At 40.3% G+C, this 14,021-nt stretch carries 12 protein-coding genes; 7 read left to right on the top strand and 5 right to left on the bottom strand.

The window, feature by feature from the left end:
• Positions 1-524: TolC family protein (locus ABI367_RS13855; protein WP_462231004.1), on the bottom strand; the 524-nt coding region annotated here is incomplete at its 3' end.
• Positions 525-657: 133 nt separating this feature from the next.
• On the opposite strand from ABI367_RS13855, the gene ABI367_RS13850 reads away from it, so the two are divergent.
• The 6 genes from ABI367_RS13850 to ABI367_RS13825 all read left to right on the top strand — a co-directional run bounded on the left by ABI367_RS13850 (position 658) and on the right by ABI367_RS13825 (position 10,692).
• The gene (locus ABI367_RS13850; protein WP_462231002.1) at positions 658-1,281 is read left to right on the top strand and encodes a polysaccharide deacetylase family protein; all 624 of its coding nucleotides are present in this window, start codon (positions 658-660) and stop codon (positions 1,279-1,281) included.
• A gap of 485 nt (positions 1,282-1,766) precedes the next feature.
• Positions 1,767-4,034, top strand: coding sequence for an aconitate hydratase (locus ABI367_RS13845; RefSeq protein ID WP_462231000.1), 2,268 nt, complete (start codon positions 1,767-1,769; stop codon positions 4,032-4,034).
• A 56-nt stretch (positions 4,035-4,090) separates the two neighbouring features.
• Positions 4,091-6,181 carry a M3 family metallopeptidase gene (locus ABI367_RS13840; RefSeq protein WP_462230998.1) on the top strand — a complete coding sequence of 697 codons (2,091 nt, stop codon included), beginning with the start codon at positions 4,091-4,093 and terminating at the stop codon, positions 6,179-6,181.
• A 104-nt stretch (positions 6,182-6,285) separates the two neighbouring features.
• On the top strand, positions 6,286-6,897 hold the full coding sequence (locus ABI367_RS13835) for a hypothetical protein (protein WP_462230996.1): 612 nt from the start codon (positions 6,286-6,288) through the stop codon (positions 6,895-6,897).
• Positions 6,898-7,077: 180 nt separating this feature from the next.
• Positions 7,078-9,207, top strand: coding sequence for a carboxy terminal-processing peptidase (locus tag ABI367_RS13830; protein WP_462230993.1), 2,130 nt, complete (start codon positions 7,078-7,080; stop codon positions 9,205-9,207).
• 249 nt (positions 9,208-9,456) lie between these two features.
• Positions 9,457-10,692: a cystathionine gamma-synthase family protein gene (locus tag ABI367_RS13825; RefSeq protein WP_462230991.1), complete on the top strand. Its 1,236-nt coding sequence runs from the start codon at positions 9,457-9,459 to the stop codon at positions 10,690-10,692.
• A gap of 362 nt (positions 10,693-11,054) precedes the next feature.
• On the opposite strand, the gene ABI367_RS13820 is transcribed toward ABI367_RS13825, so the two are convergent.
• On the bottom strand, positions 11,055-11,492 hold the full coding sequence (locus tag ABI367_RS13820) for a hypothetical protein (RefSeq protein ID WP_462230989.1): 438 nt from the start codon (positions 11,490-11,492) through the stop codon (positions 11,055-11,057).
• A 163-nt stretch (positions 11,493-11,655) separates the two neighbouring features.
• Between ABI367_RS13820 and ABI367_RS13815 the strand changes: the two genes are divergently transcribed.
• A complete protein-coding gene (locus ABI367_RS13815) occupies positions 11,656-12,441 on the top strand; it encodes a hypothetical protein (RefSeq protein ID WP_462230987.1) in 786 nt (261 codons plus the stop codon).
• 203 nt (positions 12,442-12,644) lie between these two features.
• Here ABI367_RS13815 and ABI367_RS13810 read toward each other — a convergent pair whose 3' ends face one another.
• From ABI367_RS13810 to ABI367_RS13800, 3 genes are all read right to left on the bottom strand, one after another.
• Positions 12,645-13,088 carry a DUF4279 domain-containing protein gene (locus ABI367_RS13810; protein WP_462230985.1) on the bottom strand — a complete coding sequence of 148 codons (444 nt, stop codon included), beginning with the start codon at positions 13,086-13,088 and terminating at the stop codon, positions 12,645-12,647.
• Between the two features lie 89 nt (positions 13,089-13,177).
• Positions 13,178-13,561, bottom strand: coding sequence for a cupin domain-containing protein (locus ABI367_RS13805; RefSeq protein ID WP_462230983.1), 384 nt, complete (start codon positions 13,559-13,561; stop codon positions 13,178-13,180).
• The coding region (locus ABI367_RS13800) for a transketolase C-terminal domain-containing protein (protein WP_462230981.1) at positions 13,558-14,021 on the bottom strand (464 nt) is incomplete at its 5' end. The genes ABI367_RS13800 and ABI367_RS13805, both read right to left, overlap by 4 nt.

Genomic DNA, 14,021 nt, shown 5'->3' with positions numbered 1-14,021 from the left:
TCTAAGGTTTGGTTAGCTATATCAATTTGTTGCTGCGCAGCTATTACCAGATCCTGATTAGTTAATATCTGCAAATAATCAACAACAACGTTTAGCACAAGGTCGTTTTTAGCTTTATCGGTACTTTTTTTACTTACGTCAAGCAATAGCTTGTTTTGCAGCACCTGATTATGTAATTGCCCGCCCTGAAAAAGAGTTATCTGCACGTTAGCAGACCCGTTTACATAAAATGATGATTTATTAGCGTAAGTGTACTGACCCGGCACCGGGCTACGGCCAAAGTTATACCCCGACTGCGGACCGGCGCTTAAGCTGGGCAGTTGGTTATTTTTTGATTGTGTATAATCTTCGGCAGCTGATAACTCGCTAATTACCGATTGCTTAATGGTAAGGTTGTTGGCCAAAGCTCTGTCAACCGCCATTTGCAGTGTTATTTTCTCCTGCGCTACGGCAGTAAAGCTGGCAAATAATAACAGCATTCCAATAATTCCGGCCTGCTTAAATTTTAATATAAATTGCTCCATAAGGTGGTTCCTGCACAATTAATTTGCTAATTTGAGATTTGAGATGTTAGATTTGAGCAAATAAATTGACTTAATTTATACTAATTAAGCCAATTTATTGCAAATCCGGTGTGTAAAATCTAAAATCGTTATTATGTATCTGGTAAAAACTCCACTATTGCTTAAAAAGCTATATCCCCAACTGATTTGGGATATGCCCAAAGGCAACCGTTGTATTTACCTCACTTTTGACGATGGCCCTATACCTATTGTTACACCCTTTGTATTAAATATTTTACAGCAATACAATGCCAAAGCTACTTTTTTCTGCATTGGCGATAATGTAAAAAAGCATCCTGATGTTTTTGAGCAGGTAAAAAACGCCGGCCACGCTATGGGCAACCATACCTATAATCATTTAAAAGGATGGGATATGGGTGATATGTTTTACCTGGAAAATTTTTTAAGAGCCGATAAGTTATTAAACACCGATTTGTTCAGACCGCCGTATGGGCGTATCAAAAAATCGCAGATAAAACTGTTAAAGCAGCGTAAACCAGAGTTAAAGATCATCATGTGGAACGTATTAAGCGGCGACTTTGATATTGACCTCTCGCCCGAAAAATGTCTGACCAATGTTTTAAAAAATACCAGGAGCGGCGATATCGTACTGTTTCATGATAGCCTTAAAGCGTTTGACAGGCTGGAGTATGTGTTGCCAAAGGCGATGGCGTATTGGAGTAAGGAGGGGTATCGGTTTTGCCCCCTAACCCCCTAAAGGGGGAACAATAGTATGCCCATAATAAGCTAATTTTCGCTATTCATATTTAAGTTGTAAATTTAGATTTTAAGGAAATTATGACAACGATAACTGTAGACATATTGGATGATAGGGCTTATACCTTATTAAAAGATATGGAAACGTACAATCTAATTAGGCTCCATCCTAAGAAAAATATTTCTTTGTCTGAAGATTCAATAAAAAAATATAGTGGTGCGATTACTAAACAACCCATTGACGAAATAGATAAGAAATTAAACGAGCTCCGTCACGAATGGAGCAGAAATTTTTAAGAATAATCAACCTTCTTTCTTGCCACATCTATAGTTAAACCCTCCGCCCCTATTTAGAATACATCCAAATAACATTTGCCTAAATGGGCTTTACCTTATTACCCTTAAATTTTGTAAATTCGCCCCACCAGTATAATTGCGATATTAAACCGCGATTTTTTTTATCCTTTTACCCATAAAATCAATACAATGGCTTTTGATTTAGAGATGATCAAAAAAGTTTACGCCCGCTACAGCAACCGTGTGGATGCTGCCCGTAAAGCGACCGGTAAACCTCTTACTTTAACCGAAAAAATATTATACGCTCACCTTTCTGAAGGCGATGCTAAACAAGCGTTTGGCCGTGGGGTTGACTATGTTGACTTTGCACCAGACCGTGTTGCCATGCAGGATGCTACGGCCCAGATGGCGCTGTTGCAATTTATGCAAGCGGGCCGCCCGCAGGTGGCTGTACCCTCAACCGTGCATTGCGACCACCTGATACAAGCTAAAATTGGCGCTGTTGAAGATCTAAATACAGCCAAGGATATAAACAAAGAAGTTTATGATTTCCTGGCTTCGGTATCTGATAAATATGGTATTGGTTTCTGGAAAGCCGGTGCGGGTATCATCCACCAGGTAGTGTTAGAGAACTATGCTTTCCCCGGTGGCATGATGATAGGTACTGACTCGCATACACCAAACGCGGGTGGCTTAGGTATGATCGCTATTGGTGTGGGCGGTGCCGATGCCTGCGATGTTATGGCGGGTTTACCCTGGGAGCTTAAATTCCCTAAACTGATTGGTGTTAAACTAACCGGAAAATTATCCGGCTGGACATCTGCTAAAGACGTTATTTTGAAAGTTGCCGGTATATTAACCGTAAAAGGCGGTACAGGCGCTATAGTTGAATATTTTGGCGAAGGCGCACAATCGCTTTCGGCAACAGGTAAGGGTACCATCTGTAATATGGGTGCCGAAATTGGCGCTACTACCTCTATCTTCGGATATGATGAGAAGCAAGAGACTTACCTGCGCGGTACCAAACGCGCTGAAATTGCCGACGCTGCCAATGCCGTTAAAGAACACCTGACTGGCGATGCCGAAGTGTATGCTAACCCGCAACAATACTTTGACCAGGTTATTGAAATAAACCTGAGCGAACTGGAGCCGCATGTTAACGGTCCGTTTACGCCTGATCTGGCATGGCCTATCTCTAAATTTGCTACAGCGGTTAAAGAGAACAACTGGCCCGCCGTATTAGAAGTTGGTTTGATAGGTTCATGTACCAACTCATCATACGAAGACATTACCCGTTCGGCATCTATCGCCAAACAGGCTATTGATAAAAACCTGAAATCAAAAGCTGAATTTACCATAACCCCGGGTTCAGAAATGGTGCGCTACACGGTTGACCGTGATGGCTATCTGGATACATTTGGACAAATGGGAGGTGTGGTATTGGCTAACGCCTGTGGTCCTTGTATTGGGCAGTGGGCACGTCACACTGACGACCCTACCCGTAAAAACTCTATCATCACATCGTTTAACCGCAATTTTGCTAAACGCCAGGATGGTAACCCTAATACCCACGCGTTTGTAGCATCACCGGAAATTGTTACCGCGTTTGCTATTGCGGGTGACCTTACCTTTAACCCGTTAACTGATTACCTGACCAACGAAAACGGCGAGCAGGTAAAATTTGACGAACCACAAGGTATTGAAATGCCGGTTAAAGGTTATGCGGTTGAAGATGCCGGATATCAGGCACCTGCCGAGGACGGCAGTCAGGTAAGCGTAAAGGTTGACCCAAAATCGGCACGTTTGCAATTATTGGAACCGTTTAGCCCCTGGGAAGGTACAGATATTAAAGGCCTGCTCCTGTTGATAAAAGCTAAAGGCAAATGTACTACCGACCATATCTCAATGGCCGGACCATGGCTCAAGTTTCGCGGGCATTTGGATAACATATCCAACAATATGCTTATTGGCGCTATAAACTATTATAACAACACTGCCGATAGCGTTAAAAACGGTATCACCGGCGAATACGGCCCGGTACCTGCTACCCAGCGCGATTATAAAGCGCATGGCATAGGCAGCATTGTGGTTGGCGACGAGAACTATGGCGAAGGCTCATCACGTGAGCATGCGGCTATGGAACCACGTCACTTAGGTGTACGTGCCATATTGATAAAATCATTTGCCCGTATACACGAAACCAATTTGAAAAAACAAGGTATGCTGGCCATAACTTTTGCCGATAGCAACGATTATGATAAGATACAGGAAGATGATAAGATAGACATTATTGGTTTAACTGAATTTGCCCCGGGCAAACAGCTTACGGTTGTATTGCATCACCAGGATGGTACGGTTGACAGCTTTGCCGTTAACCATACTTATAATGCACAGCAGATTGAATGGTTTAAAGCTGGTGGCGCGTTAAACATCATCCGCAGGCAAATGGCTAAATAAGCCGATAGATAAAAGAATAAAGCTAAAAGCTCTTCCTGTTTGGAAGGGCTTTTTTTATGATATTAATTCAATATATTTGGATAACTGATTTTATTATGATGCTTAAAAAACTACTTTTCGCGGTGGCATTGCTGCCCCTGAGCGCTTATGCGCAAAAAACAACAACCAACCCTTTGCTGGTTCACACCAATGAGCCTATCCGTTTTGAAAAATTTACCGCGGCAGCGCTGACTGAGGCTGTTGACCAGGTAATTATTAAATGTAACAGCCAGATAAAAGCCATTATTGCTATCCCGGCAGGTAAAAAAAACATTGCCAACACCTTAATGGCATTTGATGAAATAGGCTATAACCTTAGCGACCTGGGCGGAAAGGTATATATACCGTCAGCTACGTTTGTTGATGATAAAACACGCGAAGAAGCCAACAAACAACTGGAAAGGTTATCATCATACGGTACAGACCTGTACCTGAATGTCGACCTGTATAACGCGCTTAAGGTTTTTGCTAAATCGCCGGTAGCTAAAACCCTTAACGCTTCGCAAAAAAAGTTTTTAAGTGAAACGTTGGTTTCATTTGAAATAAACGGCACCAAACTGGATGATGCCGGCCGGAAAGCTTTAAAAGCCACCAATGATAAGGTGATACTTTATGCTACCCAGTTTGATAAAAACTTAGCCGAATCAAAGGACAGCATACGCTTTACGACTAAAGACCTACAGGGCGTGCCCGAAACCGTGACCCGCCCCTGGAAACGGGCAGAAAACCTGTACATGGCTACCATTAACGGGCCTAACTATATCAACATCATGAAATATGCTGACGATGAGAATACACGTCATGCGATGTTGTTAAAGTACATGAACAGGGCTTATCCTGCCAACGTAAAAACCCTGGATAGCTTGCTTTATTATCGCAATAAACTGGCCGGACAGTTAGGCTTTAAAACTTATGCCGAATATGCCCTGGTGCAAAAAATGGCCGCCAAACCATCAAAAGTATGGGGCTTTTTAGATGACCTGCGCGACAAGCTTACACCCTACCTGCCCGTTTATACCAACGAGGAACGCGAGGTAAAACATAAAATGCACCCCGAACTGGCCGATACCATTTATAACTGGGACATATCCTACTACAACAAAAAATTATTGGATACCAAATACCAACTGAATACCGACGAGATCAAGCAATATTTTGAAATGAATAATACCATAAAGGGTATGTTTACGGTTTACCAAAAATTATTTAACATCAGTATTCGCGAGGTTAAAGGCTTACCGGTATGGTACTCAAAAGTGCGCAGTTTTGAACTCTATAAAGAAGGCAAAAAAGTGGGCACATTTTTCCTTGACCTGTACCCGAGGCCCAATAAATATAATCACTTTGAAACGGCCAATATTTCGCTATATCACCTGGCCAATGGCAAAGAAATATTGCCTGTAGGTACCCTAATATGTAATTTCCCCGAAGGCACCACTGCAGAACCCTCATTACTTACCCATAGCGATGTAATTACTATGTTCCATGAGTTTGGGCATTTAATTAATTTCCTGCTATGCCATCCTGTTATAGCTTCGCAAAACGCGTTTGCCGTAAAGGGCGATTTTGTAGAGGCCCCGTCGCAATTTTTAGAGAATTTTTGCTGGAACTATAACGTGTTGAAGATCTTCGCCAAAAATTATAAAACAGGCCAGGTATTGCCTTTATCATTATTCAATAAAATGGATAAAGTGCGCCTGTTGGGGGTAAGCAATGCCAATATACAGCAGGTATATTATGCCATGATAGATTTTACTTATGAGGACCGTTACAATCTGGTAAAAGAAAAAGGCGCGGTACAGGTGTCAAAAGACCTGTATAAAATAACCCAGGCACCTTTTGCCGAAGGTACGCACTTTATTTACTCGTTTAATCACTTGAGCAGCTATGGCGCTAATTATTACGGCTACTTATGGTCCAAAGTATACGCGCAGGATATATTTTCGGTATTCGAAAAACACGGCGTACTTGACCAGGCCACCGGAATAAAGTATCGTAAAACCATAATGGAAAAAGGCGCTACAGAAGAAGAAAGCGATGTACTTAAAAACTTTTTAGGACGTAAACCTAATTCGGCGGCGTTTTTACGATCAATGGGATTAAAATAAAATAGCACTATTAAAATATACGCATTAAGGTGCAACAACGTTGATACGTATATTTTTAAATCATATTATTACATTTACAACTTAATTTATACCCACGTATATTAATGAGATTAATTTTATTTATTTGTTTCTGTACCTTAACCTTTTCTGCTTCGGCTCAATTCTGGAAAAAAAAACAGGTTCGTTATCCACAATTACAGGAAGCCAGTTATATATCGGCCACTACTATTAGCCCTGCAACTGTAACACTTACACATAATGTACGTCTGTTAGCAATAAAACATCCTGATCATAGTTTAGATATAGCAGAAGAAATTATATTGAAAGAAGTAAAGCATAATATGCGTTACCGGGTATATGACGAAGCCAGCTATAGTTTTACCGAATTGGCCCATTTATATGTTTTGGAACACCGTTTTTCGGAAGCAAAATGGTTTTTATTACAAAGCAACAATTTGGCAAAACAACAAAATAATGATAAGCTAACCATAGCCAATTTATTGGACCTGGCGGCTATTAAAGCTTCAATAGGTGAACTGGCTTTGGCACGCACTGACCTGAAAGAAGCACATGACCTGGCTGCATTAAAAGGGCTGAAAGAAAGCTTAAATGATGTAGAGCAAACAACTAAAGATATAGAGTTAAAAAATACAACCGGTTTTATCAGAGCCGGTTTACGTTATGCCGCAGCTGTTGAGGCAAATAAAAATGATTAATAATAATGCCTTGTTTTACCAACAAACTCTACATAATTTAAAACTGTACAATATTATTGTAATATTCTTATTTCTAAATAATAAGGCAGGATTTTTGCGAGTTTGTTTATTACATTAGCAAACTATTGTACACTATAATTGATGTTATATTCTATTCCTGATTTAAATAAAGTTAAAGATATGTTGAAGCGATTTTATACCGTGTTGGTGCTGGGCGCAGCGCTTGCATGTAATGCATCCCCCGCAAAGCCCATAAAGGTAGACGGCTCGACCAACCTACAGCCTACTGAACAACAAGGTACCGTATGCCGTACTGTTGCACAGATCATTTCGTCCTCAAATTATAAAAGGGTGCCACTAAATGATTCACTTTCTGCTGTGATATTTGATCGTTACCTTAAAAGTCTTGATGAAACGCATATCTACTTTACAGCAAATGATATTGCCAACTTTAGCAAATATAAACTTACACTGGATGATGATATTAAGGCAGGTAACCTGAACAATATATTTTACATATTCAATGTTTTTCAAAAAAGGCAGATAGACCACTACAATTTTCAGTTGGCGCAGTTAAATAAAACATTTGATTTTACACAGAATGATTCATTTATTGCTGATCGTGAAAAGCTACCATGGGGTACAGAAGCCGAACTGGATAACTACTGGGCCAAGCGTACAAAATATGATATGCTCAACTTAAACCTGGCCAAAAGTGATATAGCCAAAAATAAAGAAACGTTGACCAAGCGTTATCAAAACCTTTTATCGCAGGTAAACAAATTATCAAACGATGATGTGTTTCAAATTTTCATGACGGAGTTTACCGGGGCTATTGACCCGCATACCGCTTACCTTAACCCATCAAACGCGGCGCAGTTTAATATTGAGATGTCGCGTTCATTAGAAGGCATCGGTGCAACTTTGACCACCAAAAACGAGTATATTACTATTCAGTCGCTTGTACCCGGCGGACCTGCTGATAAAACGCACCTGGTAAATGCAGGCGATCGTATTATTGGCGTGGCACAAGGAGCGGATGGTGAATTTGTAGACATTATAGGCTGGCGCACTGATAACGCCATTAAATTGATACGTGGCGCTAAAGGAACTACAGTAAAATTAAAATTGTTACCACAAGGTAAAACGGGCGCAGATAAACCTAATATAGTTGACATTGTACGTGAGAAAATTGTTTTACAGGACCAACTGGTTAAAAAAGAAACGCGTACCTATAACAGCAATGGCAAAACCTATAAAGTAGGCATAATTAACGTACCTGCTTTTTATAACGATGCACGCTCAGGCGAGACCAATTACCATAGCACTACCCGTGATATGAAACTGGTATTAGACTCGTTAAAACGCGAAAATGTAGACGGCATAGTTGTTGACCTGCGCGAGAACGGCGGCGGCTCATTAGCCGAGGCTATTTCACTTACCGGCTTGTTTATTAAAACCGGACCGGTGGTACAGGTACGCGAACCAAATGGCATTGAGGTTGATACAGACGACGATCCGTCTATCGCCTACACTGGTCCAATGGCGGTATTGGTCGACCGTTTCAGCGCTTCGGCATCCGAAATATTTTCGGGCGCTATACAGGATTATGGCCGAGGCCTTATCATAGGCACGCAAACCTATGGCAAAGGCTCGGTACAAAGCCCGATAGACCTGGATAGAGTAATCACCTCATTTGGCGACAGGGTTGCCAATGTGGTAAGAGGCAATCGCACTCGTGCAGGCAACGGCGAAAACACTTACGGCCAGCTTAATCTTACCATAGCTAAATTTTACCGTATAAGCGGTGGATCAACACAACATAGAGGCGTTATACCCGATATTCAGTTTCCGTCTGTTATCCCGTTAGATAAATATGGTGAGGATACCGAACCATCGGCCATGCCTTATGACGTGATACCAAGAAGTGATTATGTTAAGGTTGGTGATCTTACTCCTATAATTCCGCAACTAACAAAAATGCATGAGCAACGCATGAACAGCAATCCCAACTATAAATATTTACTGCAAGATATTGCTGATTATAAAAAAAGCGAGGAAGAAAAATCAGTACCGTTAAATGAGCAGCAGTTAAAAAAACAACGCGATGCTGATGAACAGAAAACCTTTGAACGCGATAATTTGCGCAGGGTAGCTTTAGGTTTACCGGCGCTTAAAAAAGGTGCGCCAAAACCTAAAAAAGAAGACCTTGACTTTTTAAAATTTGAAGCCGGCCAGATCGTGATTGACTACATGAACATGGGCGATAAATATACCCGTGTAAATAATATGGGTACTTTTAAACAGTAAACATATTATATATATAAAATACAAAATCCCGGTTATACCGGGATTTTGTATTTTAAAACCATTTGGTTTTACTAAACAATGGTGGCAGATAAATCAAAACAGGAAGCATATACGCTGTATAATTTGAAGCTTTGTTGGACATTGACGCTACCAACCCCCAATTGTCATTCTGACAAGTTTTTGATAAAAATTAACACAAAAACCGCTAAGTTCGCAGTCTCTTACTTGTATAATTGAATTATAACTACCATGGCAACTAAAAAAGGCTTTACTACTACCCTGCTGCATTCTGATCGATTACAAAAACCGGAGCATGGCGCTTTACATAAACCCATACATACATCGGTTACTTATGGTTATGATGATGTGCAGGATTTGGTAGACGTTTTTCAAAACAAGGTAAGCGGTTATGCCTACTCACGCCAGGGTAACCCTACCGTGTCTGCTTTAGAGCATAAGGTAACCCAAATGGAAAACGGCTTTGGCACTATTGCCTTTGCCACCGGTATGGGTGCTATATCATCAACTATATTGGCATTGATAAAACATGGCGACCATGTGGTTGCCAGCTCATTTTTGTTTGGCAATTCGCGCAGTATTTTTCAAACCTATATTGATATGGGGTTGGATATTACTTTTGTTGATGCTACTTCAGTTGCCAACATACAAAACGAATTAAGGCCCAACACTAAACTGGTATTTGTAGAAACCATTGCCAACCCGGCTACCCAAGTGGCCGATCTGGAAGCTATTGGTACTCTATGCCAGGAAAAGGGTTTAATATATGTGGTAGATAATACCATGACCACCCCCTATTTATTTAACCCCATTGCTGTTAAAGCAAGTTTGGTTATCAACTCGCTTACCAAAAACATTGGCGGCCATGGCAATGCCTTAGGTGGTAGCGTTACCGATACCGGTTTATTTAACTGGAGTACTTTTGCCAATATTAACGAAGTATACAAAAAACAGGTCGACCCTAAAAAACTGGGCCTTACCCAAATACGCAAAAAGGGTTTAAGGGATGCCGGCGCAACATTAGCGCCTGAAGCTGCCCACTCTATTTCGGTTGGTTCAGAAACATTGGCCTTGCGGATGGATAGGTCGTGCGGTAATGCGTTGGCTTTGGCCGAGTTTTTTGAGGCGCATCCTCATATTAAAAAAGTATTTTACCCGGGTTTGCCTAATCATCCACAGCATGACCTGGCTAAAAAGCTGTTCAGCAAATTTGGCAGTTTAATGAGTATTGAGCTGGACGAAAAACTAGATTGTTTTACCTTTTTAAACAAACTGCAACTGGTAGTAAAATCAAGTAACCTGGGCGATACCCGCACATTAGCCATCCCCGTTGCCCATACCATATTTAACGAGTTAGGCAAAGAGAAACGCGCCGAAATGGGTATATCTGATAACATGATACGCCTGTCAATAGGTATTGAGGACAGGGAGGATCTGATCGCTGATTTTAAAAACGCATTGGGATAGATAAGTCAAAATTAAAATCGGATGTGTACCGCTCGTGCGCTTGTCTGTGACGAATGCCAGAATGAGAGGGGTTAACATAACTTAACACATTTTCGTTAAAAAATTAGGTTAATTATTTGACTATCAAATAGTTGAACTAATTAAAGAGCCAAAATGTGTTAACCATGAATTCAGTGGCTTTATTGGTCGCTTTCAAGCAACCTTGCGGGGATAAATTTAAATGCTAAATACAGGGTAGCCCCTACGGGGCAAATAGCACTTTTCTTTCTGGGCTACAAACAGGTAGCCCCTAACGGGGCATAGATAGTCAAAAGATATGGATACACGGTAAGTTGCAGACGAGCACAAGAATAGTGAATACGTTACTTTGAATTTAACCTTCGATTTTCTAAAATTATCTGCATATCCTGCTTGTATATAGATAGTTCTATTCCAATGCTAAGTTCTGCACATATTTTAACTAACTCCGGTGGAAAGAAAAATCCTTGTATAAGGTGATCTTCGTCTATGATAGAATCTACGCCAAAATCTATATACGCATATTCTATATCAGGTGTGGAATTGATATGAATCAGGTTTTCTTTATACTTAATTAAAAAATCTATTGTTTCTGTTATTTGAAGTTTTACATTATCAAAATCCGCCTCACTCGCACCAATTGATACGCCTGAATCAGTGTGTTTTTTAGAGTTTATTCTATTATCGCCTTTATGCCATACTCTATACCACTGCATTTTTGTTTTGTTTACAAAAGCATCAACATCTAAATTTTCACCAATAATTCGTAATTCACAACTCATAATTACATTAAATATAATGGATTTTATCCAAACAAAAAAAGCCCCTAAATTTCGTTAAAGTGTTTGTGATATCCCAACACGACGCAAGATCCTTTTCGAGAAAACCTGCGGGGACAGGAATAATAAAATTTGTATTTACGAAATATTCGTAATAGATTTGATTATGAAAAATTCAATAACTGTATTGTTGATCAGCTTAATTGCATTCGTGGTAATTGTCCCCCAAATGGCCGATGCACAAAAATTACCGGGAATACAAACGTCAAGTGTCAGAGCACCTACCGATATAAAAATAGACGGAAAACCAACAGAGTGGCCACATTTTGAAGCTTATAACAATGCCAATGAATTTTATTACACCATTAGTAATGATAATAATAACCTGTACCTGGTGGTACAGGCAACTTATCATGGTACTATAGCTAAAATTGTTTATGGCGGTATTACATTTACCATTAAAAATAATGATAAGAACAGTCAAATAATTCCTGTTGCCATTACCTATCCGTATATGTTGAATAGTCCGGGTAATGTTTCTTATGTTCTTCGTACAAATAAAACCCTTTCGGAAGAGCAACTTTCTGCTTTAAACTCAGAGATATCAGGCCCTATAAAGGAAATTCCTTTAACAGGTGCAAAAGGTATTCAGGGGGAAAGCATATCTATTTATAATGATTTGGGTATTAAAGCTAATGGAATTGTGGATCATCAAAAAGCATATACCATTGAATTAGCCGTCCCACTTAAATATATTGAACAGGTTATTGATGCTAACGGCAACTTTAGCTACAGGCTGCAGGTTAATGGCCTGGATACAAGCGGAAAAAATGGCATTATTGTAGTAGGCGGTCGAGGTTCTGAGCCATCAGCCGTACCGGTAAGCGATAGTAACGCAAACTTTTTGGTGTCGCCAACTTATTTAGATGGCTCATATACTTTGGCTAAATAAAAAAGCCCCCAACTTTCGTTGAAGGGCCTCTATCAATCAATTTGGAAAAATCTCTAACACTGGTCTAAGTTTAGCGCAGCTAACTTAGTCCCATAATGTATTAAGCTCTCAGCTTAATAAGTCAAGCAGAATGCTTACAGCATTTTAGGACGAAGTTGAAAACTTCGACCAGTGAGGGGGGAACCGCACATGCACTTTAATATCTATTTTAAAGTTGTTCTACGCGTTTCTAAAATCACTTGCATATCCGGTTTGTAAATGGACAGTTCTATTCCAATTCCTAGTTCCGAACATATTTTAATCAATTCCGGTGGAAAAAAAAATCCTTGGGTTAGGTGATCCTCATCTATAACGGAATCCACACCAAAATTAATAGTAACGTATTGTATTCCCGGCGTGGTGGCAATATGGATTAGGTTTTCTTTACGCTTAATTAAAAAATCTATTGTTTCAGTTATTTGTGTTTTTACATCATCGAAATCAGCCTCACTTGTGGCTATAGATACGCCTGAATGCTTTTTTTTCTTGGGGTTTACCCGATTAATCACATCGCCTTTATACCACACGCTATCCCATTTCATTTTTGTTTTGCTTACAAAAGCATCAACATTTAAATCTTCGCCAATTATTGATAATACACAACTCATAATTAAATTAAATATAATGGATTTGATCCAAACAAAAAAAAGCCCCCAACTTTCGTTAAGGGCCTCTATCAATCAATCTGGAAAAATCTTTATTCCGGGAACTCGATCCCTTCAAACATTTTATAATTATCAATATTGGTGGCGGGAGCAAAAAAGCAGATCACCTTCATCTCTACGTCGCCGGTGTTTTTGAGCATGTGTACCTTGCCCTGCTCAAATAATATGGCCGAGCCTGCTTTTACTTCGCCTACCTCGCCTTCTATCATTACTTTTCCGCTGCCGGTTATAATATAGATCAGCTCCTCGCTATTGGGGTGCGAATGTGCGGGTCTTACCGCTTCGCCCGGTAAAACCCGGATAACGCAAACCGACAGGTTTTTAGCCTGCAATGAATCTTCATTAGCCAGCCAGCGCATAAACCTGCCCGGGTGTTCTACTTCGGGTACGTCGGATTCGTGTATAATGGTCATCATAATTTTTTCAAAGTTTTTAAAATGGTTGCATTTAAATGCGCGGCATCTAACCCATAATGAGCGGCCAGCTCTGCATAGGTACCCGAATGGATATAATGTAATCCACCCTGGGTAGTGGTATTAATCGCTACCAGGTTTTTGGTGTTGATACTGGCTTCGCGCTCAAACAATACTTTCCTGAAATGCGACCATAAATACCCGTTATTCTGCTCCGCGATAAATACGGGTTTACCGGTACGGTATAGCTCAACAATAGCAGCTTCATCAATAGTAGGCATATCAATTACGTTAATGGCTACGCCTTGTTCTTCTAATTTTTTAGCGGCATCCAATGCCTCATAAACACCACGCCCCGAGCTAACAATGGTAGCCGCCGCGTTTGCCGATTGTTTTAAAGTATAGGCTTTGCCAAATTCAAATTTAAAATCAGCATTATATATCGCGTTAGATGGTGCTCTTA

Origin of the sequence: Mucilaginibacter sp. (assembly GCF_039935595.1) — a bacterium.
GTDB lineage: Bacteria > Bacteroidota > Bacteroidia > Sphingobacteriales > Sphingobacteriaceae > Mucilaginibacter.
Note: the sequence above shows the minus strand (reverse complement) of the source record. Positions and strands in the feature narration are given on the sequence as shown.